The sequence below is a fragment of the Maribacter sp. LLG6340-A2 genome, from assembly GCF_045057105.1.
Classification (GTDB): Bacteria; Bacteroidota; Bacteroidia; order Flavobacteriales; family Flavobacteriaceae; genus Maribacter.
The window spans coordinates 2,362,150-2,388,180 of the sequence record NZ_CP159332.1 but is presented as its reverse complement, the minus strand read 5'-3'; the positions used below and the strand labels follow the sequence as shown (position 1 = coordinate 2,388,180).

The window sequence follows — 26,031 nt, the reverse complement described above, 5'->3', positions numbered from 1 at the left end:
AATGTTTCAATAAAGGTAAAGTAAAAAATATAACATTACACAAGCTTAAAGTTACATTTTTAAATAAAAGTCTTGTGTGAGCCGTATATAATCTGCCGTATATTGATGTCTTTCCGTTTCAATAATTAGTTCCTTGACCGTACATGGTTGTTGTTGGGTTACAAATTCCAATAGACTACGTTTAATGGTTGCTTGTTCGTTTCCTTTAATGTGCAAGCATCTTTGTGGATACAACCCAAAAGTAGCCGCTAAACGTACAAAGTCCTCTTCTTCTTTGTAAGGAACAATGGTACTGAATATACCATCATTGGCAAGAAGTGATGATGCACCTTCTAACAGTTCCGCAAAAGGGAGAAAATCATTTTGTCTGGCCTGATCTCGTTGCAGGTTGCCCGAGCTTACATTTTCAGAATAAAAGGGAGGATTGCAGACAATCACATCATAGGTATCATCAATCTCATCCATAAATTCATCTAATCCTGCATGGTAACAATAAAGACGATCACCCCAAGGTGATTGTTCAAAATTATCCACACATTGCTCATAGGCCTCTGCATCTATTTCTATGGCATCTATTACTTCTGCGCTACTACGTTGGGCCAACATAAGTGCAATGAGTCCCGTACCTGCACCAATATCCAAAATAGATTCTGGTTGACACTCAACGTTGGTCCAAGCCCCAAGCAATACCCCGTCTGTACCAATTTTCATGGCACAACGGTCTTGATGCACCGTAAACTGTTTAAATTTAAAGGGTTTGTTCATTTTACTTTTCCAGCTTTACGTGTTTCAGAGCCTTTCATTTTCAATAAGGAATCTCCAAGTCTTTTACGCATATCGTTAGCTAATTCTTTTATTTTGGACACAATATTTGGGTGTTCCGAAGCTACATTATTCATTTCAGCCACATCGGTCTCCAGATTATAAAGCTCAATTTCTTTCAAATCTACCATTTTGTATTCACCGGGCCACCCATCCTTGCCTTGTTTTTGGCCGTTCATTGTTCTATACCTATGCGGAAAATATAATTTCCATTTCCCGTACCGAACACCGAAAAGTTCATTGACTCGGTAATAAAAGAAATAGGCTTCTTGCGGACTCTCATTGGTTTTACCTGTAAATAGCGACCATGCACTTTTACCGTCTATCACTTTTTCCGGTAACTGAGCATTGGTTATCTCAGCAATTGATGGCAAAATATCAATGGCCATAACAGGGGCTTCGATAGTTGACCCTGCTTTGATTTCTTTCGGATATTTAATGATGAAAGGTTCTCTTTGTCCACCTTCCCATGCGGTACCTTTACCCTCTCTAAAAGGAAAGGCACTACCAGAATGATTTCCGTATGCCAACCATGGACCGTTATCAGAAGTAAAAATAACAATGGTATTCTCGGTTAAACCATTTTTTTCTACGGCTTTGATAATTTCCCCTACAGACCAATCCAACTCCATAATTACATCTCCATATTTGCCTCTTTTAGACTTCCCTTTAAACTTATCCGAAACGAATAAGGGTACATGGGGTTGCGGATGCGGGACATATAAAAAGAACGGATTCTCTTTATTGCGGTTAATGAAATCGACACTACGCTCGGTAATTTCCGTGGTTAAATTCGTTTGATCGGTAAGCGTGTCGATCACTTTTTGATTTTCATATAAAGGCAACGGACCAAAATCAAAAATAGGTCCTTGCTGTGGATGTAATGGCCACATATCGTTAGAATATGGAATACCATAATATTCATCAAAACCTTGGTTGTTCGGCATAAATTGTTCAGCATCGCCCAAGTGCCACTTCCCAAAAATTGCGGTAGCATATCCTTCTTCCTTTAAAAGTTCTGCTAGTGTAGTCTCATCTGGATGTAGACCTACTTTACTATTGGGCATAAAGGCGTTATGAATACCAATTCTGTTTGAATAAGCTCCGGTTAAAATTCCCGCCCTAGAAGCGGAGCACACTGCTTGCGCTGCATAAAAGTGGGTAAGTTTGGCTCCGTCTGCGGCCATTTGGTCCAAGTTGGGTGTATCAATATCATCTGCTCCAAAAACACCCACATCATTATAACCCTGATCGTCAGTAAAAATCAAAATAACATTGGGTCTGTACTTTTTAGCAGGCTTTATTTTCTGACCAGATATATGCTGAGAGATTACGGTAACCAAAAATAAAATGTAACATGATTTTAAACTCATAACAATCGTTTACGGATATTAAATTACTTATATCAATTCTAGCCAAATAACTTAGTTAAGCACCACCTCATCAATAAAAATCCAGCTTTTACCACCTGGATCGGTATGCCAATCAGGATTTTTCAACGGACTCTTAATGGATAGCTTCACATATTTTGCATTGGTAGGCGCTATATCCAAATCGAAAAAAGTAAGTTTTACCTCAGCATTTGGTTCTTCATTACCCATATCTTTTCTACCCACCTCCTTATAATTAGCACCATCGTTAGAAACAGAAACTACAAATGATGTGGGGTAAAATATCCAACTTGCAGGAGCGGACAAAGCACCGATAGAAACTTTAGAAATAGATTGTTTTTTCTCTAATTCAACAACGGCATTTAAGTGTTTGCCTTCAAAACCCAACCAATTGCCATCAACAAAATTAACGGAACCCCGTTTTTGATCCATCAATGTTTTACCTTCTTGACCCTTGTATTTTTCATTAGGAATTGACAGTAAATCTACATTTGCATATGCGATATTATTTTTGATAAATGTACGCTCGGTAATATGACTTGGCTCCCACTCCTTTTTAATCGCTATTGCTTTTACATTTGCTGTGGTCTCAAGGGTAATCTCGCCTTCATATTTTAAAGAAGATTCCGTAGGTTCCGAGCCATCAAGTGTGTAATAAATTTCCGTTCCCTCAAATAGACTTTCTATGGCTATTTTTAAACTATCACTAAAAAAACTACGATCACTAATAATCGTTGGCGGGTCTAAAACGGTCGCTTTAAAAACATCTGCACCAATTTGCTGAATGGTAACGCTAGGTAAATCTTGTTGTAATTGTGCCAATCCATCCTCGGTAACTTCAGTTTTCCACAGATAAATATTGCGGAGTCTTTTATTTTCCTTCAGTTCATCTAACAATTTATCGGTTACCGAAGTACCATATAAATTCAAAGACTCCAAAAGCTCAAAATCACCAAGGTACTTACCAATATCATCGGTAACTTGGGTATGCTGCAATTTTAGTTTTAGCAGATTTTTAAACGGTTTCAATTCTGCCATCAAATCATTATTAAAATTGCTAAATCCTAAATCCATCTCAATAACATTAGGAGCATAATCTTCCAACATCTCCAAAGTTTCCTCGGTCACAGCATTCATACTTGCCATGTTCACCGTTAAAAGGTGGTTTGTACTAGATAACGTTTGCACAGATATACCTGCAGCCTTAACATTTTGCAACCATTCTTTTGGCACCTCAACAGCGTCTTTTGTCAAAAGTGCGATTGCAGAAGTATCTTGCTCCAAAGAAGTCAAAATAGTCGCCATTTTACCTTCTTTTGGCAACTCGTTTACCTTACATTCAAAGCAATTCTTATTCGCCATCCACCATTCAAGTAATGCCTTTTCATTATCTGTAAGCTGTACCTTTCCTTTTGGCGGCATATGATCATCATTATCCAATGGCAGGTGTATTCTTTCTAAAAACAAGGCTTGTTCTTGACCGGAAATTGTATCGAATAAACTACCCGAATCACCACCTTTTAGAATCTCATTTGGTGTACTCATTAACAGTCCGCCTTTAGCCTTATTGGCATTATGGCAACTCACACACTTGTCATCCAATATGGGCTGAATTACTTGCGCATATACCTGGGCTTCTTGTATGTTCGTAATGACAAGTTCTTCTTTTTCTTCCATGAAAAGGTAATCTTCACCATGGGTCATGTTTCCACCAAAGTGCCCTGTAAGACTAATCAGAGCCAATACCAATAAAAACATTGGAATATAGGTTTTACTCACCCATTCTATTTTGCTTCGTTTCACCAAGTATAGCAGTACCGTTGTTACGGTAAACGCAACTGCCATCCATCTATGTAGAAAGAGCGAATCTTCATCATAGCCACTTTCTTCACCTAGCAACCAACCTGTACCCAATGACAACAAAGCCGTTACGCCAGCTACCAACAACGTAAATTCTACAACTTCCTTAAAAGCGTCTTTTGTTTTTAACCTGCCATATACCTCTAAAATAAAGGCAAGCATGATGATACCTATGGGCAGGTGAACAAAAAGCGGGTGTAGGTGTCCTATCTGTATTCCTAATTGTATCATGCTATTGTATAATTATTTCATCTATAAAAACCCAAGGAGTAGTTCCTTTACCTTGGTGCCATTCCGGTATTTCTTCAAGCGGATAAATTACTACTTTTAAGGTATCGTAAATCCCTTTCTTAACCGGTACGTTTAAAAATGTTGCCTTGTTCAATGTTTCTTTTTTACTCTTAGGATATGTCATTTCCCCAATTAAAGAGTCCCCATGAAAAACCTCGACCTTACCTGGTGCAAATATCCAATTGGATTGATTGGTTAACGCACTCACCACAATTTTATGAACGGTACTATTTTTTTTAAGCAGAAGGGATGCGGATATTTTTTCCGTTTGATACCCCAACCATTGTTTATCACCTCCAAATTGAACACTCCCTTTCTTTAAATCCATTAATCCCGCAGATCCCATTCCTGAATATTTTTCACTGGGAGCAGGAGTAATCTCTATCTGTTTAATAGCACTATTTCTTGAAATTTTCACCACTTCGAGCTGTACTTCATCGCTTTCTTTATAATCCGGATGAAACATTTTTGCCTTTATAATAGCACTCTCGGTAATTTTCAATGGTTCGGTAAACACCTTTGAATTAAGATTTACCGTGCTAGCATCTAAGGTATATTTTATAGTTGAGTTAGGCATATCCAAACCAAAATTCAGGGTGGTGTACGAATCAAAAAATATAGATGAAACTTGTATTCGAGGATCGGATAATTGAAACATCTCTGTGGGTGCGAATTCTGTATTTTGAGAAATACATGCTTGGCACAACATAAGCATTGCGAATATGGAATAAAAAGTACGCTTGATCATATTCTATTAAGTTTTATAGGATATGTTTTACCCGAATTCCATTGAGCAACATACAAATTATCGTCATCGTCTACACAAACATCATGCGGATGCGTAAATATTTTGATGGATTGATACATGGGTTCCAAGCCTTTTTCACCATAAACCGGAGTACATCCGCCTGGTGCGGAAATCAGTTTGTTATTTTTATCCAAAATAGAAATGAATCCCGTTCCATCTGATCCGTCTCCAGACCAAATGGTTGCCAAATAAACGTTTTCGCCTTTAATTACCGGTCTACAAATATATGCCCCTGGCAAATCTATACTTGCTATAAATTCACCGTCCATAGTAAAGCGCTTTAGCTTATTTTGCTGCCTGGCGGTAATTAAAAGCTCAGGAGATTTACCTCCGCGGGTATCAATGCAAATGCCGTGTGCATTATTAAATAGATGATTTTCATCTCCTCTACCACCAAAAGTCTGTAACAATTTACCTTTGGCATTATAACGCATAATGTATTGCGCCCCGTACCCATCGGCAATATAGACATCTCCATTCTCCGCGATAGTAGTTTCAGTAGGTATATATTGTTCTTTAGCGATGTATTTTCCGGATTCCTTGGGATATGAAAACACCTGAACCACTTTACCATCAATGGTAGTTTTGATTACCTCATGCCGATTATTATCGGCGATATATAAAAAATCCTCCCCATTTTCCACGTTCAATGTGAGTCCGTGTGCACCAGGGTAATCCGTTCCCCAAATTTCCAACAAATTCCCCGAACGGTCATAAACAATGATGTTATTTTTGATGTGATTTGTTAGCAACAAAATTCTGCCTTTAGAATCTTGCACCATCTCATGGCAATCGTTCACCGGGTAGTAATTAGGATTTAAGGCTCCCCAATTTAAATCAATCTTATATTGATGACTACCGTGACCAATAATGGCATCTTTATATTCCAATATATTGGCACCAACAGAAGAGCACGTTAGTATTCCTGCAGATGCAGTGGCTGTATTTTTAATGAATGTTCTTCTTTGCATTATGATAAAATATCTTTGACTACATGACCCTCTACATCGGTTAATCTAAATCGTCTACCTTGATATTTATAGGTGAATTTCTCGTGGTCAATTCCCAATTGATGCAACATAGTAGCCTGAAAATCATGTACATGAACAGGATTTTTAGTAATATTATATCCAAAATCATCGGTTTCGCCGTACACAATACCAGGTTTAATTCCACCACCTGCCATCCACATGGTAAAACACCTTGGGTGGTGATCTCTACCGTAGTTGGTATCGGTAAGCAAACCTTGCGAATAATTGGTTCTACCGAATTCGCCTCCCCATACCACCAAGGTATCTTCTAAAAGCCCTCGTTGCTTTAAATCTGACACCAGGGCAGCTGAAGCCTGATCTACATCTTTCGCCTGTTTTTCTATAGCTCCCGGAAGGTTATCGTGCTGATCCCACCCCATGTGGTACAATTGAATAAAGCGAACATCTTTCTCAGCCAAACGTCTTGCCAAAAGGCAGTTCGCAGCGAACGTACCCGGTATTTTAGCATCAGACCCGTACATTTTATAAATATAATCGGGTTCCCCTTCTGTATCCATTACATCTGGTACAGAAGTTTGCATTCTATATGCCATTTCATACTGCGCAATTCTACTTTGAATTTCCGGGTCGTTAGATTCTTGATAGTGTTGATCGTTCAATTCCGCCAACTTATCCAACATCGATCGTTTTACATCTGCGGTAGTTCCTTTTGGGTCGTTCAAGTATAACACAGGGTCTTTTGCCGCTCTAAACTGCACCCCTTGGTGTAGGGAATGTAAAAATCCGTTACCCCAAAGACGTGTGTACAATGGCTGTCCGTTAGGTCTACCAGAACCTCTTGAAAGAAGCACCGTAAACGCTGGCAAGTTTTCATTCTCGCTACCCAAACCATAACTCAACCACGAACCAATACTTGGTCTACCTGGTTGCTGTGACCCTGTCTGAAAGAACGTAACCGCAGGGTCATGGTTAATCGCCTCTGTATACATTGATTTTACGATACAGATATCATCTACAATTTTAGCTGTGTACGGCAATAAGTCACTGATATGTGTACCATTTTTCCCATATTGCTGAAATCCAAAATTTGACCCTACTAATGGAAATCTATCTTGACCAGAAGTCATACCCGTTAGTCGTTGCCCGTTTCTTATAGATTCCGGTAAATCTTCTCCTCTACGTTTATTTAAAAGTGGTTTATAATCAAATAGCTCCAGTTGCGATGGACCTCCACTTTGAAACAAATAAATTACTCTTTTTATTTTTGAAGGATGATGCAGTGAATCCAATACTCCCTTTACCCCTGCCGGACCACTATCTGCCGTATACAATCCGTTTTCGCCTTTTCTAAACAAGTTGGTACCTAATAAAGAAGCCAAACCAATTCCGCCAACTCCCATAGCCGCTTTTCCTAAAAAAGAGCGTCTATTCAATATCAGTGACCGTTCCTCAACTATTTTCTTTTCGCTCATAATCAGCCTCTATTTATAGTTTCATCTAAATTCAATATGGTGTGCGCCGTGAGTGTCATAGCCACCAATTTATCCTTGTTCAAATCAGCAGGCACTTCACTTCTACCTATACTTAAATACTCACTTGTAGAAATTTCACCACTCTCTACCTTTGCCAGCATTTCACTATAGTAATCGGTTAAAGATTGTACTTCAGTTTCATTTGGTAAGCGCGAAGTAGCTTTGTAAAACAATGTTTTGATCTGCTCATTTTCTGCATTTGGGTGCGCTTCCATTTCACCAACGGCAGCTACTCTTGCAGCTTCCACTATTTGTGGATCGTTCAACAAGACTAAAGCTTGTAACGGAGTATTCGTTTCTTGTCTTTTAACCGAACAATAATCTCTAGAGCTACTATCAAAAGTCATCATACTTGGTGGTGGTACGGTGCGTTTCCAAAAAGTATAGATACTTTTTCTATACACATCATCACCTTCGCTTAATGTATATGATGCGGTACTACCGCCACCGCCACCTGTAGTTTCTTCCCAAATTCCTTCGGGCTGATAAGGTTTTACACTGGGTCCGCCAACTTCTCTATTCAACAATCCGCTAAATGCCAATGCTTGATCGCGAATAGCTTCAGATGATAATCGTAAACGAGAAGCTCTTGCTAAATATTTATTCTCTGGATCTTGTTCTAGTTTCTCCGGAGGTGCCTTGGTGTCTTGGCGGTATGCTTCTGACATGGCAATGTGCTTCAACATTTTTCTGGTATCCCAACCTTCGTTTTTATATTTAATGGCTAAATAATCTAACAATTCCGGATGCGTAGGTAAAGAACCTTGGTTACCGAAATCGAACGAAGAAGCCACAATACCACTACCGAACATACGTTGCCACAATCTATTGACCGCAACTCTCGCCGTCAATGGGTGTTCATCTTCAAACAACCATTTTGCCAAGCCTAATCTATTCTTAGGGTAATCATTGAAGGGTAAAATAGATTCAGGAGTATCGGGATATACCTCTTCGCCATACTGATCATAAATACCCCTTTCTAAAATATAGGTATTACGAGGCTTATCCATTTCTTTCATGACCATTACCGGCACCTCTTTCATCTCACTTTTTTCAAGATTGATAAATCCGAGGATATCATCAACCTCTTTTGGAGTAACTTTTATATATGGCTCAGGCAGATCTGCAGCATTTGCCAACAGACCTTTTTCAGGGATATTATTAAAGAAACTATAAAATTGGAAATGTTCTTTTTGGCTTATAGGATCATATTTATGATCATGACAGCGTGCACATTCTAAGGTAAGACCTAAAAATGCCGTACCCAACGTGGTATTTCTATCTTCAACATATTCAACCCGGTATTCTTCAGGAATCACGCCGCCTTCCGCAGTTATCTTATGATTCCTGTTAAAACCGGTAGCTAATATTTGTTCAAGGTTGGCATTTGGCATTAAATCGCCTGCCAATTGATATGTTACGAACTGATCATAGGGCATATTCTCCTTAAACGCGTGAATTACCCAATCTCGCCAAGGCCACATGGTACGCTCAAAATCATCTTGATATCCGTGGGTATCGGCATAACGGGCAATATCCATCCACTCTGCAGCCATATTTTCAGCATAATCAATAGACAGCAGTAAAGAATCTATGACTTCCTCATACATTTCTTCAGACGGATCGGCAGCAAACTTTTGCAATTGCTCCAACGTGGGCGGCAAACCGGTTAAATCAAAGGTAATTCTGCGCAATAGTTTTTCACTACTGGCCCTATCACTGGGACTCATGCCTTTTTCTTTCATCTTATCTAAGACAAAAGCATCAATTTCATTGTTTCCCCAAGTTTGGTCCTCTTTATTTTCAGGGACTTCTTGTGGTGTTGGCGGTATAAATGCCCAATGCGTTTTATACTCGGCACCTTGTTCAATCCATTTTTCTAGAATGGCTTTTTCAAAATCTTCTAAAACAAGGTTAGATTCAGGTGGCGGCATTATTAAGTTTGCATCATCGCTATTAATACGTTCTACCAAACTACTTTTTGAAGCATCTCCGGGCACAATGGCAGCATGGTCTTTTAACTCACCTAGAGCCTTATAAGCTTCTTCTGCCGAATGCAGGGAAAGATTACCTTCTACGGCATTTTTATCTGGGCCGTGGCATATAAAACAACGGTCTGAAAGAATTGGCTTAACATGAAATGTAAAGTCTATTTTTTCTGGTACACTATGTAAACTAGCACCATCTGCTAAGGCAACTGTTTTTTCCGTTTCCGATACACAGCTGGACAACAAGCAGCAAGTAATAACTATGGAAACAAGCCTAAGTAATTGGTTTGTTAGATTTAAGTTCATTTGCGAAGGTTTATATTAACTTCATTGAACTTACAAACTTTACTATTTAATAACAGTTAATTTTCGACAAATAACAAAACTAAGAAGCTAAATACTGATAGAATTCTTAAAAATTTAATTGAATATTATCAGTTTAATAATGTCTCACAGAAAAACTTAAAAGAACCGCAGTTAAAATTAGGCGCTAATTTTAAGACAGGTACAGATCCACCAAACCTTCTGGTGTCGTTACATGAATAGCTTTATTCTCGCGATCTACCTTTGTAATGATTTCATCATTAATTGGAATAAGCAATTGCAGACCATCCTTTTCCACCTCAAATAAAGCCTGTGCCGTAGTATCATTGACACTTTGTATAATTCCAATATCGCCATGAACCGAGTCCATCATGGTAAAACCGATGACTTCATGGTAATAAAATTTGTTACCGTTAAGTTTAGGTAACATGGTAAGTGGTAAATAAAGTCCAGATTTCATAATGCGGTCTGCATCAGATTCTGATTTTACCTCTTCAAAATCTATACGAAGAAGGTTAGATTTATGAAGTCGGCATCTTTTAATAAAAAATGGAACCAGATTGTTTCCTAAAGAAACAAATACTGATTCCATGTTTTCGTATATCTCTGGATCATCGGTATCTAGTTTTACCAGTACCTCCCCTTTGAAACTATATTTTGAAACGATATTACCTAGGTAGAAACAATCTTCCTTGCGCATCGTTTCTTATAATTTATGCTTTATCGTCCTCGGCAGGAGCTTCAGTAGCTTTCTCTGGCTCACCTGCAGCTTCAACAGCTTCTACTTCTTCCTCAGCGTTTTCACCTTCTGGTGTTTCTGGTAAAGCAGCAGCGGCAGCTTCAGCAGCACGCTTATCGTTTACTTCTTTCTCCGCTTTCAATGCAGCAGCTCTAGCTTCAGCTTTAGCTTTGTCCAATCCACCAACTTTATCGGCAATTGCAGCTTCTTTTTCAGTAACCCAAGCATTGAATTTTTCCTCTGCTTGCTCTTCTGTCAATGCTCCTTTACGAACACCACCTAATAAATGATGCTTTAAAAGTACCCCTCTATAAGAAAGAATAGCTCTAGCCGTATCTGTTGGCTGGGCTCCGTTTTGTAACCATTTTACAGAACTATCAACATCAAGTTCAATAGTTGCAGGGTTAGTATTAGGGTTGTAGATTCCTAATTTCTCCAAGAATTTACCATCTCTTTTAGCTCTTGCATCTGCAGCAACTACCCAATAGAATGGTTTACCTTTTTTACCGTGTCTTTGTAATCTAATTTTTACTGGCATATCACATTAATTTGTAGGGTGCCCGACCCTTGATTATTAATTCTAGTTTTTTAACTCGTTCGCCATCAGTGAGCAAAGCTAATCTGAAAGCGGGTGCAAATATAATTTAAAATGCCGAATTGGCAACAATGAACTATAGTTATTTAACCTACTGGCCATAAAATTATTTTAACAACGCATACAGCTTCTAGAAAATTTAGTCTTTACTTATAATCAAATAAATAAAACACACTTATTTTCAGCGCTTTATAAAGATAAACCTCCTGAGTAAAATAGGCCAATACTTTACCCGTTAATAACTCTTGGTAACTCCGTTTTCAGCAACACCTCCTTTTTCGTAATTTTATAGGCACTTTTTAGGTCGATCAACTGACCGTGTTGAACACTCAGAACATTCTATATGTACCTTATTTTTGATACCGAAACTACCGGTCTTCCAAAAAACTGGAATGCCCCTATTACCGACACCGACAACTGGCCCCGCTGTATACAGATAGCATGGCAGTTGCATGATGAAATGGGTAATTGCATTGAGCATCAAGATTATTTGGTACGTCCTGACGGATTCAACATACCCTATGACGCGGAGCAAATTCACGGTATTTCTACCGAGCTAGCCGAGCAGCAAGGCGTATCCCTTTCCGAGGTATTGGAGAAGTTCAACATCGCCATGGCAAAAACAAAATTCATTGTTGGGCAGAATGTTGGTTTTGATGTAAATATTATGGGGGCGGAATTTCACCGTTTGGGTGTAGAGAATCCATTACAAGAACTTCCGGTGTTGGACACTTGTACCGAGCATACGGCACAACTATGTCAAATACCCGGTGGTCGTGGCGGTAAGTTCAAGTTGCCAACCTTGACCGAACTGCATCAATATTTATTCGGAGAACCTTTTGGAGAAGCGCATAATGCCACTGCCGATGTTGAGGCCACTACCCGTTGTTTTTTAGAGCTAATCAGAAAACATCAATATACCGCTGAACAATTAGATGTACAGCCAGATTATTTCAAGAATTTCTCCGAAGCCAATCCGCAGGAAATACAGCTTATAGGTCTTAAGCACATCAATCTAAAAAAAGCATCAAAAAAAATAGCCGATGCCCTTTGGGAAAAAGACACCGGCGGCATTTCCCAAGAAGAAATCAAGGAAAACCTGGCAACATTGGAGTCCGCCAATTTTGCTCATTTACATAACCACACCCAATTCTCCATTCTACAGTCTACCACCAGTATTCCTGATTTGATCGCGAATACGGCTAAGGCAAAAATGCCAGCAGTAGCAATGACCGATCATGCCAATATGATGGGGGCCTTTCATTTCGTAAACGGCGTAATCAACCATAATAAAGGAGTGGTTGCAAGAAACGAGGCCAACTTAAAAAGATACCAAGCTACCCAAAACGGAACACTGGAAGAAGGTCAAGAACCCTTGAACGAATTACCTGAACCGGAATTAGAGATTACCCCGATTATAGGTTGCGAGTTTCAGGTTTGCGAAGACCACACCAACAAATCACAAAAGGATAATGGTTATCAAATTGTAATGCTCGCCAAAAGCAAAAAAGGATACCTTAACCTGGCAAAAATGTCATCCATTGCTTTTGTAGACGGTAAGTACTATGTGCCACGAATAGACAAAAAAATAGTTGAACAATACAAAGAAGATGTTATTGTATTGACCGGTAACCTGTACGGTGAAGTTCCCAGTAAGATTTTGAACGTTGGTGAAAACCAAGCGGAAGAAGCATTAATTTGGTGGAAAGAGACCTTTGGAGACGACTTATATATTGAGATCATGCGTCATGGTCAGGAAGATGAGGACCGGGTAAACCAAGTGCTCATTCAATTTTCCAAGAAGCATAATGTAAAATTGGTGGCTACCAACAACACCTATTATGCGGCAAAGGAAAACGCACATGCCCATGATATTCTATTGTGTGTTAAAGACGGCGAAAAACAGGCTACCCCAATAGGTCGTGGCCGTGGATATAGATACGGATTGCCCAACCAAGAGTACTATTTTAAGTCTTCTGATGAGATGAAGGAACTGTTCAAGGATATTCCTGAGGCCATCATCAATATTCAAGAAATTGTAGACAAAGTAGAAACCTTTACCCTGGCGCGGGATGTATTGTTACCCGCTTTTGATATACCAGAGGAATTTCAGTTTGAGGAGGACAAACTAGACGGTGGTAAGCGCGGTGAAAATAAGTACTTGCGTCACATTACTTATGAAGGGGCAAAGAAAAGATATGGAGAAATTACCCCTGAGATAGATGAGCGGCTAGATTTTGAACTCAAGGTAATAGAAAAGACGGGCTACCCTGGTTATTTCTTGATTGTAGAGGATTTTATTAGGGCGGCCCGTAGTATGGACGTATCCGTTGGTCCCGGCCGTGGTTCCGCTGCAGGTTCCGCTGTAGCCTATTGCTTATGGATTACCAATTTGGACCCTATAAAGTACGACCTACTTTTTGAGCGTTTCCTAAATCCGGATCGTGTGAGTATGCCCGATATCGATATTGATTTTGATGATGAAGGGCGTAGCCGTGTAATGGATTATGTTATTGACAAGTATGGTTCCAACCAGGTAGCACAGATCATTACCTATGGTACTATGGCCGCCAAGTCATCTATTCGTGATACGGCAAGGGCACTTGACCTGCCATTGGGTGATGCCGACCGTATGGCCAAGTTGATTCCCAATATGTCCAAATTAAAAAAGATTATAGGGGTCGATGAAAAAGTTTTACGTAGCAAGTTCAATAGTGAAGAGCTAGAGAAAATTAATGAGCTTCTAAATATATCTGAAGGAGACGGTTTAGAGTCCGAAACCTTGAACCAGGCATATATCCTTGAAGGTTCCGTACGTAATACGGGAATTCATGCCTGTGGGGTGATCATTACCCCAGATGACATTACCAAGTTCGTACCCGTGGCACTTGCCAAGGATTCTGACATGTACTGTACCCAGTTTGACAACTCCGTTGTGGAAGATGCCGGACTGTTGAAAATGGATTTCTTGGGATTGAAAACGCTCACCTTGATCAAGGATACCGTTAAAATAGTAAAAGCCAAGCATGGTATAGAATTAGACCCGGAGAATTTTCCGCTAGATGACGAAAAGACCTATGAGCTTTTCCAAAGGGGAGAAACGGTTGGGGTATTCCAGTATGAATCTCCCGGAATGCAAAAACACATGCGCTCGTTAAAGCCTACCGTTTTTGCCGATCTAATTGCCATGAACGCCTTGTACCGTCCTGGCCCAATGGAATACATACCAAGCTTTATTGCCCGTAAGCACGGTACCGAAGAAATTGTGTATGACCTGGATGCCTGTGAAGAATACTTAGCGGAAACCTATGGTATTACGGTATACCAAGAGCAGGTGATGCTCCTCTCGCAAAAATTGGCGGACTTTACCAAAGGTGAAGCCGATGTCTTGCGTAAGGCAATGGGTAAAAAGCAAAAGCACGTACTGGACAAAATGAAACCCAAGTTCATAGATCAGGCTTCTGCAAAAGGACATGCGGTGGACAAACTGGAGAAAATCTGGAAAGACTGGGAAGCATTTGCCGCCTATGCCTTTAATAAATCGCACTCTACCTGTTATGCTTGGATCGCCTACCAAACCGCATATTGCAAGGCCCACTACCCCGCAGAATATATGGCGGCGGTATTGAGCAACAACATGAACGACATTAAGCAGGTAACGTTCTTTATGGAAGAATGTAAGCGTATGGGCTTGGATGTACTTGGACCGGATGTTAATGAATCCTATTACAAATTTGCGGTGAATGATGCCGGTGCCGTACGTTTTGGTATGGGTGCCGTAAAAGGAGTGGGCCGTGGCGCGGTGGAAACCATCGTTAAAAACCGTGAAAAAGACGGACCATACAAATCTGTATTTGATCTAACCAAACGTATAGACTTACGTGCCGCAAACAAAAAAGCATTTGAAAATTTAGCCGTGGCAGGTGGTTTTGATTCTTTTGGAACAACACATAGAGCACAATATTTCCATGATGATGGTGACGGCATTACCTTCTTGGAAAAAGTCATTAAATACGGTGCAAAATTTCAGGAAAACGAAAATTCCGCTCAAGTAAGTTTATTTGGCGATGCCAGTGAAGTACAAATTCCTGAACCCACCGTACCACCATGTGAGGAATGGGGTACCATGGAAAAATTACGAAGAGAAAAAGAGGTGGTGGGTATTTATATATCCGGTCACCCGCTAGACGATTTTAAAACAGAGATCAAAGCCTTCTGTAATGCCAACATTGCCTGTGCCAACGACTTACCTACCTATGTAAATAGGGAACTTACCTTTGCTGGGGTCATTACGGACGTGCAGCACAGAGTATCTAAAAACGGAAAAGGTTGGGCGGCGTTTACCATGGAAGATTATATGGATTCTTTTGAATTTAGGATTTTTGGCGAGGAGTATCTTAAGTTCAGGCATTTTTTAATGATCAATTCATTTGCCTACGTAAAATTATATGTACGTGACGGGTGGACCAACAAGGAAACCGGTAAAAAGGGGGACCCAAGAATGCAATTCAATAGTTTTATGATGTTGCAAGAGGTAATGGAAACCTATGCCAGAAAACTGACCATTAAACTGAATATCGCAGATTTAAAAGAAGATAAAGTTTTAGAACTGAAAGATACCTTGTTTAGTCACAAAGGGGAACATCCTATTAATTTTGTGGTGTATGAAATGGAAGAAAAGATTAAGGTCAATTTAATAAGCCGAAAACAGAAAGTACAGATTTCAAGTGAATTATTACATCAATTGGACAGTAGCGGGGTACATTATAAATTGAATTAAACCCTTAAAAATTAAACCCTACCTGCTTTATACTTAAAAAAATGTAAAAGTCAACAAGGGTATCAATAACGTAAAAGCCTAATAAATTAGCTTGATAGCTTAATAGGCAAAACGAATTGTTCATCCGTAAGGAATCAGTTAAATAATTGACTAAATTTGCATAATCAATAAAAGCATATAACATGGCATTAGAAATAACAGATGCTACTTTTGACGAGGTAGTTTTAAAAAGCGATAAACCAGTAGTAGTAGATTTTTGGGCAGCATGGTGTGGTCCTTGTAGAATGGTAGGTCCTATTATTGACGAAGTTAGTAGTGAATATGAAGGAAAAGCTGTTGTAGGCAAGGTAGATGTAGATGCCAACCAAGAGTTTGCCGCAAAATACGGTGTACGTAATATACCAACAGTATTGGTTTTTAAAGGTGGCGAGATCGTTAGCAGACAAGTAGGCGTATCTCCTAAAAAAGTGTACACAGATGCAATTGATGCACTTTTGTAAGCTCTACACCCAATAAATACATATAAAAAAGAGCCCATGTAAGTGGGCTCTTTTTTATTTACCCAAATTTTCATTGCCAGGACAAAGCTATAGTTGTACTGTCTTTAGTATCTTTATTCTTGTGAATATACAATCAGAATTAAACAAGTCCTCATTGTTCCCCAACTTGGAACTATTGGCCAACCAAGTGGTAGAGGGCTTTATAAGTGGCATTCACCGGAGTCCCTTTCATGGATTTTCCGCAGAATTTGCAGAGCATAAGATTTATAACAATGGTGAAAGCACCAAACACATAGATTGGAAGCTTTTTGCCAAGACCGATAAATTATACACAAAGCGCTATGAGGAAGAGACCAACCTTAGGTGCCACATGATCTTGGATAATTCCGCTTCTATGTACTACCCTAAAGTAGACCGTTTGGAAATAGGGTCACTGAATAAGATAGGATTTAGTGTACTGGCCATAGCGGCACTTATGAACGTACTAAAAAGGCAGAGAGATGCCGTAGGCTTAAGTGTATATGCAGATACGTACAGTTACTATGCACCTGAAAAAGGCAGTGAACGTCATTTTCAAATGCTGTTGGCCCAACTTAATACTATAGGTAGTGCTACAGCAGCACCAAAGGATACCAAAACCTACACCTATTTACATCAAATAGCGGAGAACATAAAACGAAGAAGCCTTATCTTTTTGTTTACCGATATGTTCCAGACAGAAAAAGACGATGTTGCTCTTTTTGAAGCTTTGCGACATTTAAAATACACCAAGCATGATGTTGTGCTTTTTCATCCAATGGATAAAAAGCATGAATTATTTTTTGATTTTGAAAATGCGCCCAAACGTTTTGTAGATGTTGAGACCGGTGAACATTTAGACCTATACGCAGAAAATATCAAGGATGCCTACCACGATAAAATTAGCAGCTATATAGCTGATATAAAGGCCAAATGTGCCCAGTATAAGATAAAATATGTGGATGTAGATATCCAGAGCAATTTCTCTACGGTGTTAAACACCTTCTTGGTAGAGCGCAATAAATTTCTATAGCATGAAAAATATTTTCATAAAATGTTTGCGCAATACAATAAACAACATATATTTGCACTCGCTAAACGCCACGGTCTGGTAGTTCAGTTGGTTAGAATACCTGCCTGTCACGCAGGGGGTCGCGGGTTCGAGTCCCGTCCAGACCGCAAGAAGCTCTCAAGAAATTGAGAGCTTTTTTCGTTTATGGACATTATTATATCCCCTACAACCTAAATATTTATTTACTTTTAAATACAGAAATACGTAATCTTCTTAAAAGTACTTTACATAGTTTTGTCATTACCAAAACCAAAACCGTGAATAAGTCCATTCAATTTATTTTTTTACTTTTTTCCATCCTCTCTTTTTCACAACAAAAAGAATTTCACTTGGTGTCATGGAACATTCAGGATTTTGGCAGGACAAAAAATAGTGAGGAGTTGGAGCAAATTGCTGAACTGGTCAGAGATGCCGATATCGTAGCCTTCCAAGAAGTGGTTTCAGGTTATGGTGGTGCCCAAGCGGTAGCAAAGTTGGCAGACCTGTTAAACCGCAAAGGGGCGCAGTGGGACTATGTTATTAGTAACCCCACAAAAATTCCGAAAAACACTACGGAGCGCTATGCTTTTGTCTGGAAAACGAAACATATTAAAATTAAGAACCGAGGAAAACTTATCAAAGAATTGGAAACCTTGGTGGATAGGGAACCTTTTATGTTAGATTTTTATGTGCTAGGCAAGAAATTAACCCTATTGAATTTTCACTCCAGGCCCCATAATAAAAACCCAGAAGCCGAGATTACGGCCATAACCAAATTTATTTCCTTGAACACCCCCAATACAATGATTATTGCCGGAGATTTTAATGTCAATGAATCTCACCACGTTTTTAATGATTTAAAGTCATTAGGGTTCAAATCAGCCATAAGCAAGGAAAAAACCACGTTAAAAAGACTTTGTAATGATTTTGAATACCGCAACCACCCAATAGATAATATATTCTACAGCACCGATCTTGTTAAAACTGCAAGCGGTGTCATAGACTTTGTACGTACCTGTGAAAATTTAGAACAAGCCCGTAAACTTTCTGATCACCTGCCTCTATATTTGAAGTTTTCGATTGCTCAATAAAAATAAAAAACACCTTTCTTTTATTAGAATTAATCTCCTTCTGCTTAATCAATAAGCATACTTATTCTCTTAAATAAAAATCAACCGTTCTTAGGATGCTCGAATTGATAAATATCCTCCAAAGCATTGAGAGGTTTTCTAGCTTCATTTTTATCCTCATCAATTATTCCTAAATATTTAGTTCCTCCATTAAAATGAAGTCTGCAAAGAGGTTTTCGATTGTTATCATCTAAAAGAATACCAAAATAAGATTGAGTATCCCTGAAAACTATTCTGCTAACAGGTAGCTTCCTTCGTAGTATAGCAACTACTATTCTATAGCCTTCTATTTCCTCCTCAGTAGTTACTACTTTACTGACCTCAATTTCTTCAGTTAATTCTTCTTTTTGATTTTCAACTTCCTTATTTAATGCTGCATTAAGACGATCATTTACTTTATCGCTAATTGTTTGAGTAAAAGCTTTACTTACCAAGTCCGTAAATTCACCCATTACTTTTTCAGTAAGTCTACCAGCATAGACCTCATTAGCAAATAACTTGACAAAATTATGGGAAGGAGAAATTAACTCTTGGTCAATTAATTTTTTAATTTCCTTGGTATACTTTAAAGAACTAGCACTATCTACAATTTTATTAACATCAAAATTGGACTTATGAAACTTCGCAATTTCATGAATTGTAGTTTCTTTTAATTTAGTTATGTCAAATTCTAAAAATGGTTTTTCATCCATTTTATTGGCATCTTCTAAATCAGTAAAAAATTGATAATCTATACCATTTGTCAATAGCGCAAATCGTGTTTTAGTCGTATGAAAGTATCTAAAAAGTTGAGAGTTATGGGCATTTAATTTTTCTTTCCAGTTTTTACATTCAATTATAATAATAGGTAAGTCATCTTGGAAAATAGCGTAATCTACTTTCTCCCCTTTTTTTAAACCAATATCTGCAGTAAATTCCGGAACAACCTCGGTAGGATTAAAAGTATCAAAACCTAGGATATTAATAAATGGAAGTACAAAAGCATGTTTAGTAGATTCCTCTGTATCAATCTTATTTTTAAGCTTGCCAATTTTTTCAGCAAGGGCTTTTAATTGTGTTTGAACTTGCATAACATTTATTTAATTTTGAAATGGTATCGAATTTTAAGTTGTAATCTTTTAAAACTATAATCAACTTAATTGAACCATATCAAACCTAAATCAATTGAAATACAATACCTTACAGATATCTGTAAAAGATTGAGATTTGTTTATTCTATTAAACTAAAGTTTCCCCTGTTTAATTAATTTTGCGATTAGGTGATGGGTATTTTTAGCTCCAAATTCATCAAAAAGCTTACTTACTTTTTTATCGATAGTACTTTCGCTATTGGGTGATATTTGTTGCTGCTTCAATCTTTCTGAAATTTCCCTTTTGGTATAACCATTGGCCAAATCCTTAAGTATCATAAGGTCATACTTATCCATTTCAAAAATATTATTGGCCGTATTTAGATTGAGTTGAGGAGAAACATAGGTCCTGTTTTGATACACCTCTTGTATGGCATAGACCAATTCATTTAAACTATTACGCCCCTTGCAGACATAACCATTAATTTTAAAATCCTTGAACAAGCGGTTAATTTCAGAAGGGCTATCGATCATGGAATTTACGATGATTTTGATATTGACATCTACAGCCTTTATCGCTTCAATTAAATCCATCCCCGAGGTTAATCTCCGTTCCACATGACTTTCCTTGAAGGTCAAATCGGTTATCAACAGCTTAAAAGGTACTTTGCTATCATAGGCCATTTTAAATCTGTTATACGCCTTATCACAATACAGTTCCTCTTGAATATTTTCTACTTCCAACCTAGATTGCAATGCGTTGACAATACCTTTATTGGTATCTTGAAAATCTTCGGCAATCAATATCTTATTGAACATCATAGGAATATTTTTTTAATTCGGTAAAACTAGTCGTGCTTCAAAACCACTTCCTTCTTTAGAATCAAAAATAATAGTTCCATCAATGGCATGAATACGCTTTTCTGTATTCCACAGTCCATTTTTTACGTGAAGGGCTTCTTTTGGAGCTCCCACACCATTGTCTACATAGTCTATTTGTAATGTTTTGTCCTTTTGTTCAAATGATACGGAAACCAATGTCGCCTGACTATGTTTGTGCATATTGATCATAAGTTCCTGTAAAACTTTATATAGTGTTTTCTTTGACAAGGTGGAGATTTTAGACCATTCTACCTCATTACTTCCTGTTACGATCAATTTAGTATTCTTGCAATAATTGCCCATCATTCCAAATAATACATCCTTAAAACGTAAACCGGTATCCACATCATTTATTTCTCTAGATATATCTCTACTTTGATTGTAAAGAGCGTCTACAATGTTCATAACCTCATCTTGATTATTGGCATCCTGTAACAATAACATAGCATGATTGAGTTTACCCCCAAATTCGTCATGCAGTTTTTTGGACAGCTCTGCCTCCGTTGCATATGTAGCCTCTAATCTGGCGGTTTTGTTTTCCTGCACCAATTTTCTGGAGCGGTGCCCAAGATAATAGATCCCAAAAGCGGCCAACAGTAAAATAATACCACCAACGGAAAGTAAAACTATTTGCTGCTTTTCCTTTTGAGCCACTTTTAGTCGCTGTTCCGCATTTTCTTTTTCCAATCTTAAATTACTTGCCTGGGTAACCCTATCGTCATATTTAAATTTTGCAAATTGTGTTTTCACCTGTAATTCCTGCTCATACAAACTATCCTGTAAAAAAATATAGCGGTTACGTACCTCCATATCATTTGGAGACAAATCCATTACATAAGTCAGGGCTTCCTTTTCTGCGCGTGGCATTCTTATTTTTTTGGATAATTGGATAACGGAATCAAAAAAAAACCTTGCTTTATTTTGATTGATGGCACTATAGTATTCACCCAAATGAGTAAAACTGGCAATTTTACCCCTATCATCATTTATTTGAGACCGTATCTGTAAGGGATCAAGAAAATCCTGTACGCTTACCAAACTCCCCATGCGCCACTTTGCGTACGCCAGGTTATCCAACACCCTTGCATATTCTTCCTTATTTTTTTCCAGCACACTATCTTTTGCCAATGTGCTTAGTATGGAAACCGATTCTTTGAAATTTTTGGCATCAGTATACACCACTGCCTTGTTGTTCTTAAAAATGAGTTTGTCCTTTGCCGCGCTACTGAACTTAATGGCCTTTTCATAGTACTTAATGGCGTCATTGTAATTGAGCAATTTCCTATGATTGGTGGCCAGTAGATTATAACATCCGGCAAGTGTATTGGTATCTGTTGTAGTCTGTAAATATTCAATAGCTTCGGTCAAGGTTTCCTTACTTCCGAAAAAATCATTTTTATTCTTTTGAATGACCCCCATATTCAAAAGATTTTTACCCACCCAAATACTATCATTGACCTTTTGATAATAACTTTTAGAACGGTTATAATTAACAAAGGCACTATCCTTTAAATGGTCTGTTTGATGATAATAATAGGCCATGAGATAATATTGGGAACCCAAGGTGGCATAATCTTCTTTCTTGGAGGCATGTGCAACGAGCACTTGGTGGTAATAAAAAAGACTATCAATCTCTTGCGACACAAGATGAAGTCTATTCTTTTGGTACAATATTTTAGTATACAACCTATCTTTTCCTACTTGAACCAAAGTAAATGCCCTATTTATCTGTTGTTTTTGTTCAGATAGGGTAAGTTCTTTATTCAAGGATGCCTTATAGTGCTTTTGCGCCTCATTTTGCTGTGTGTTTCTGGAAAAATCTTCTTCTACGGTGGGCGCACAAGACCAAAAAGCGAATAATGTCAATAGCAAAAATCTCTTCAAAAGCAGTGTATTAAAACTAAAAATTAGGCCATAATAAAGTATGGCCCAATTTAATGAATATATAATGATTATTCGTCACCCGGATCTGGTGGTGGAGGTGGCGGTGGTGGTGGATCACCATCATCACCTTCCGTAGAATGAATAGGGTATAACCCATCTATTTCTGCTACAGAATCTGTTGAACATGAATAGATTAACGAACCAAATATTATGACCATAAAGGCTATGCTTGTTTTTTTCATGATTTTTACTTTAAAATTTGACATAGGAATGGCCGTTTGGGGTTTTCCCAATTACCAATCCTAAGGGGTAATGGAGTACTCCTGTTTTTTTTGGAAAGTGGAAATCAAACGCGATCGGACTCAGTTACTTTCCAATTTGACCGAATGATGATCGCATTACGGATATCCGTAAGAATGACGTTCTAGAAATGCTATGTTAGCAATGCATAGCGGCCATCATTCTTGAAAACAAAGTAAAGGGAAGACAAACGTTCAATAGCAGACAAAGCACCGACTTGTTTTCGACATAGTATCGACACCAATAAAACCAGGGGTTTCCTAGGTTTAATCTTAAAAAAAATCTATTTTAAATCATTTAGTACCAGAGCAATGAATGAAAAAATAATTGGGGAAATTGTATTTGAGGTGTTCAGAAAAGCTAAAAACGAACATCCAAAACATTCAAAATTTGCTTTATCGAACCATATAAGCAATGAAACCGACTTAAGTTCCAGAACACTTGAAAGGGCTTATGACAGGTACTTGAACAAAAAGACAAAATATGGAAAACCAAATGCCGATAGCATTGATCTCTTTTGTAAGTATCTAGGGTATGAAAATTTTAAGGACTATGCGCAAAACGCTTCCACTACGCCCATGGAGCATAAAGCACCCGTGCGCAATAAAAAAAGGCTTATCATAACCATAAGTATAGCGTTTGGGATGATTATTTTAGTTCTAGGGTATCAAAATTGGAAACCGAACAAAGGCCATATAAAAACTGTAGATACATCTTGTATGACATGGGCAGATTCTCTCTACATTACCGTAACATGTGATAGTGGCCCACTTTCAACTTACGGAACACCTATAGTTCCTTTGGATAATAGAAAACTTACCAGCTTTAAAAAAGTAAAGGTTTCTCAGTCCTACAACTTTTTTAATGAAAGCGACAAGCCCTTAATCTGGTACTCAAAAAGAAAAAATGGCGAGATAGAATATTTTACGGCTCCAGGCCTACATCCCGTAACAGGTGAAACTTTACGGAAGATTACTCCATATATTATACAAACCTACGTACCACTTCACGTAGATAAAGCAAGCTCATTTGTTCCATAGATTAGTAAGAGATTTAATTTAGCCTCTGGTAAAGAATTTTTAACCTTCCTCTATTTTTTCACAAACATTGTTTTAACACCTTTAAAGATAAAGAGGGACAAGAACCCTATAAGTAATCCAACCCCAAACTCGACCAATATACCCGGTAGATTTGGTAATAAGTGATGGAAGAAATCTATATTGTGCACAAAAATACCACCGGATACCAATAAAAGGGCTATGGTACCTATAACGGATAAGGCCTTAATTACTTTGGGCAATGCGCTAACGAAAAAACGACCAATTTTATCCGATATACTATTATTTTCTTTATTTAAATTGATTAACCGGGTTCCAAACTCATCCATTCTAACGATTAAAGCAACTATACCATAAACACCAACCGTAGCCAATAAAGCCACTATGGACACCACTACGATTTGGGTAACCAAGGGTTCCTGGATCACTGTACCCAAAGCAATGATGACAATCTCTACAGAAAGTATAAAGTCTGTTACAATGGCAGATTTTATTTTCTTTTTTTCCATAGCCAAAATCTCCGCTTTCCCCATAGCCTTGGTATCCATAGGACTAGCTTTATGTTCATGCGGAACAAAAAATTCATAGATTTTTTCGGCTCCTTCAAAAGCCAGGTAAATTCCACCAAGAATCAATATTACGGTTACGGCCCATGGTAAAAAGGCACTTAATAAAAATGCTATGGGCAAGATGATAATTTTATTTAGCAGGGAACCTTTGGTAATGGCCCATAGCACAGGAATCTCCCTGCTGGACACAAAACCTGATGCCTTTTCTGCGTTCACCGCCAAATCATCCCCTAAAATACCAGCTGTTTTTTTGGTAGCTACCTTACTCATGGTTGCTACATCATCCAGCAAAGCTGCTACATCATCTAAAATTGCGAAAAAACCTGAAGCCATTGATCTTAAATTTTGACCAAAAATAATTTAACAGGTTCAATTTTAAGAATCCTATTGGCATAAATAGTAACTCAAGGTTATTTTGTAGTTTTAAGAAAGTTATAATCACTTGTTTATGAAGTCTATTAATTGGGGAATAATTGGCTGCGGAGACGTGGCGGAACTAAAAAGCGGCCCTGCTTTTCAACGTATAGAAAATTCTACCTTAATGGCTGTTATGCGCCGTAATGAAGCCAAGGCAAAAGATTTTGCCCAAAGGCATAAGGTTCCCAATTACAGTAGCAATGCGCAAGACCTGTTAACCAATGACCAAATTAACGCGGTCTATATTGCCACCCCACCTTCTACCCATTTAGCATATGCCATAAAAGCTTTAGAGGCCGGCAAACACGTGTATTTGGAAAAGCCTATGGCGCTGAATGCCATTGAGGCACAACAAATACAAACCACAACGGCGAATAGTACTGGAAAACTAACGGTAGCCCATTATCGTAGAAAGCTACCTGCCTTTTTAAAGGTAAAGGAATTGTTGGATAAAGGTGTAATGGGAGAAATTACCCATGTGGATATTCAGATTTTGCAACCCAAAAAAACAAATCTTGTCGCAGATTCTGAAGAAAATTGGCGATTAAACCCTAAGATTTCCGGTGGAGGGTATTTTTATGATTTGGCACCACATCAAATAGATTTAATGATTCATTATTTTGGACCTGTAGATGCCGTAAGAGGGTTTGTAAAGCCTGCTAAACAAATAGAAAATGTAGAAGAAGTCGTTAACGGAATAATGTCCTTTAAAAATGGTATTCAATTTAGAGGCGTATGGAATTTTAATGTGGCCGATACCAGTAAAAAAGACGAATGCATTATTTACGGAACAGAAGGGACTATTAAATTTTCCTTTTTTGGTGACCGCGTTTCCGTAACGACAAAAAAAGGAATGGAAACCTTCGCTTTTGATAATCCCAAGCATATTCAAGAGCCTATGATCAAAGCTACGGTTGATTATTTTTTAGGCCGGTCAGGAAATCCATGTCCGGTGGAAGATGGAGTAACCGTTATGCAACTTATGGAAAAATTAAGTGGGCGTATCGCTTAGTATCAAAGCAAATCTTAA

20 protein-coding genes and 1 tRNA gene are annotated in these 26,031 nt (G+C 38.2%); 7 read left to right on the top strand and 14 right to left on the bottom strand.

Features of this window, described 5'->3' with window-relative positions; translation table 11 throughout:
- Positions 1-51 precede the first annotated feature (51 nt).
- The 9 genes from ABVM52_RS10005 to ABVM52_RS09965 form a co-directional block, all read right to left on the bottom strand.
- Positions 52-765 carry a tRNA1(Val) (adenine(37)-N6)-methyltransferase gene (locus ABVM52_RS10005; protein ID WP_405380071.1) on the bottom strand — a complete coding sequence of 238 codons (714 nt, stop codon included), beginning with the start codon at positions 763-765 and terminating at the stop codon, positions 52-54.
- Positions 762-2,195 carry a sulfatase gene (locus ABVM52_RS10000; protein ID WP_405380069.1) on the bottom strand — a complete coding sequence of 478 codons (1,434 nt, stop codon included), beginning with the start codon at positions 2,193-2,195 and terminating at the stop codon, positions 762-764. The genes ABVM52_RS10005 and ABVM52_RS10000 overlap by 4 nt, the downstream gene beginning before the upstream one ends.
- A 51-nt stretch (positions 2,196-2,246) precedes the next feature.
- Positions 2,247-4,304 (bottom strand): FN3 associated domain-containing protein, encoded by a 2,058-nt coding sequence (locus ABVM52_RS09995; protein WP_405380067.1) that lies wholly within the window; start codon positions 4,302-4,304, stop codon positions 2,247-2,249.
- A 1-nt stretch (position 4,305) separates the two neighbouring features.
- Positions 4,306-5,112, bottom strand: coding sequence for a chitobiase/beta-hexosaminidase C-terminal domain-containing protein (locus ABVM52_RS09990; RefSeq protein ID WP_405380065.1), 807 nt, complete (start codon positions 5,110-5,112; stop codon positions 4,306-4,308).
- Positions 5,109-6,143, bottom strand: coding sequence for a 6-bladed beta-propeller (locus tag ABVM52_RS09985; RefSeq protein ID WP_405380063.1), 1,035 nt, complete (start codon positions 6,141-6,143; stop codon positions 5,109-5,111). Before ABVM52_RS09985 ends, ABVM52_RS09990 begins: the two co-directional genes overlap by 4 nt.
- On the bottom strand, positions 6,143-7,636 hold the full coding sequence (locus tag ABVM52_RS09980; protein ID WP_116770207.1) for a DUF1501 domain-containing protein: 1,494 nt from the start codon (positions 7,634-7,636) through the stop codon (positions 6,143-6,145). Before ABVM52_RS09980 ends, ABVM52_RS09985 begins: the two co-directional genes overlap by 1 nt.
- Before the next feature lie 2 nt (positions 7,637-7,638).
- Positions 7,639-9,990: a PSD1 and planctomycete cytochrome C domain-containing protein gene (locus tag ABVM52_RS09975; RefSeq protein ID WP_405380061.1), complete on the bottom strand. Its 2,352-nt coding sequence runs from the start codon at positions 9,988-9,990 to the stop codon at positions 7,639-7,641.
- A 190-nt stretch (positions 9,991-10,180) separates the two neighbouring features.
- The gene (gene rimM / locus ABVM52_RS09970) at positions 10,181-10,708 is read right to left on the bottom strand and encodes a ribosome maturation factor RimM (RefSeq protein WP_405380059.1); all 528 of its coding nucleotides are present in this window, start codon (positions 10,706-10,708) and stop codon (positions 10,181-10,183) included.
- A 13-nt stretch (positions 10,709-10,721) separates the two neighbouring features.
- The gene (locus tag ABVM52_RS09965) at positions 10,722-11,285 is read right to left on the bottom strand and encodes a 30S ribosomal protein S16 (protein ID WP_405380057.1); all 564 of its coding nucleotides are present in this window, start codon (positions 11,283-11,285) and stop codon (positions 10,722-10,724) included.
- A gap of 400 nt (positions 11,286-11,685) precedes the next feature.
- Between ABVM52_RS09965 and dnaE the strand changes: the two genes are divergently transcribed.
- The 5 genes from dnaE (at position 11,686) to ABVM52_RS09940 (ending at position 18,782) form a co-directional block, all read left to right on the top strand.
- On the top strand, positions 11,686-16,122 hold the full coding sequence (dnaE, locus tag ABVM52_RS09960; RefSeq protein ID WP_405380055.1) for a DNA polymerase III subunit alpha: 4,437 nt from the start codon (positions 11,686-11,688) through the stop codon (positions 16,120-16,122).
- 182 nt (positions 16,123-16,304) lie between these two features.
- Complete coding sequence (gene trxA / locus ABVM52_RS09955) at positions 16,305-16,622, top strand: thioredoxin (RefSeq protein WP_089259085.1); 318 nt, start codon at positions 16,305-16,307, stop codon at positions 16,620-16,622.
- Positions 16,623-16,743: 121 nt separating this feature from the next.
- Positions 16,744-17,673, top strand: coding sequence for a DUF58 domain-containing protein (locus tag ABVM52_RS09950; RefSeq protein ID WP_405380053.1), 930 nt, complete (start codon positions 16,744-16,746; stop codon positions 17,671-17,673).
- Positions 17,674-17,745: 72 nt separating this feature from the next.
- A tRNA-Asp gene (locus ABVM52_RS09945) sits at positions 17,746-17,819 on the top strand.
- Positions 17,820-17,969: 150 nt separating this feature from the next.
- On the top strand, positions 17,970-18,782 hold the full coding sequence (locus ABVM52_RS09940; protein ID WP_405380051.1) for an endonuclease/exonuclease/phosphatase family protein: 813 nt from the start codon (positions 17,970-17,972) through the stop codon (positions 18,780-18,782).
- Between the two features lie 80 nt (positions 18,783-18,862).
- Here ABVM52_RS09940 and ABVM52_RS09935 read toward each other — a convergent pair whose 3' ends face one another.
- From ABVM52_RS09935 to ABVM52_RS09920, 4 genes are all read right to left on the bottom strand, one after another.
- The gene (locus ABVM52_RS09935) at positions 18,863-19,891 is read right to left on the bottom strand and encodes a type I restriction endonuclease (RefSeq protein ID WP_405380049.1); all 1,029 of its coding nucleotides are present in this window, start codon (positions 19,889-19,891) and stop codon (positions 18,863-18,865) included.
- A 153-nt stretch (positions 19,892-20,044) separates the two neighbouring features.
- The gene (locus ABVM52_RS09930) at positions 20,045-20,713 is read right to left on the bottom strand and encodes a DNA-binding response regulator (RefSeq protein WP_405380047.1); all 669 of its coding nucleotides are present in this window, start codon (positions 20,711-20,713) and stop codon (positions 20,045-20,047) included.
- A gap of 12 nt (positions 20,714-20,725) precedes the next feature.
- Complete coding sequence (locus ABVM52_RS09925; protein WP_405380045.1) at positions 20,726-22,657, bottom strand: ATP-binding protein; 1,932 nt, start codon at positions 22,655-22,657, stop codon at positions 20,726-20,728.
- 68 nt (positions 22,658-22,725) lie between these two features.
- Positions 22,726-22,899, bottom strand: a complete 174-nt coding sequence (locus ABVM52_RS09920) for a hypothetical protein (RefSeq protein ID WP_405380043.1) — start codon at positions 22,897-22,899, stop codon at positions 22,726-22,728.
- A gap of 369 nt (positions 22,900-23,268) precedes the next feature.
- Between ABVM52_RS09920 and ABVM52_RS09915 the strand changes: the two genes are divergently transcribed.
- A complete protein-coding gene (locus tag ABVM52_RS09915; RefSeq protein WP_405380042.1) occupies positions 23,269-23,997 on the top strand; it encodes a hypothetical protein in 729 nt (242 codons plus the stop codon).
- Positions 23,998-24,047: 50 nt separating this feature from the next.
- Here ABVM52_RS09915 and ABVM52_RS09910 read toward each other — a convergent pair whose 3' ends face one another.
- Positions 24,048-24,917, bottom strand: coding sequence for a DUF808 domain-containing protein (locus tag ABVM52_RS09910; RefSeq protein WP_405380040.1), 870 nt, complete (start codon positions 24,915-24,917; stop codon positions 24,048-24,050).
- 115 nt (positions 24,918-25,032) lie between these two features.
- On the opposite strand from ABVM52_RS09910, the gene ABVM52_RS09905 reads away from it, so the two are divergent.
- Positions 25,033-26,013 carry a Gfo/Idh/MocA family protein gene (locus ABVM52_RS09905; protein ID WP_405380038.1) on the top strand — a complete coding sequence of 327 codons (981 nt, stop codon included), beginning with the start codon at positions 25,033-25,035 and terminating at the stop codon, positions 26,011-26,013.
- Positions 26,014-26,031 lie beyond the last annotated feature (18 nt).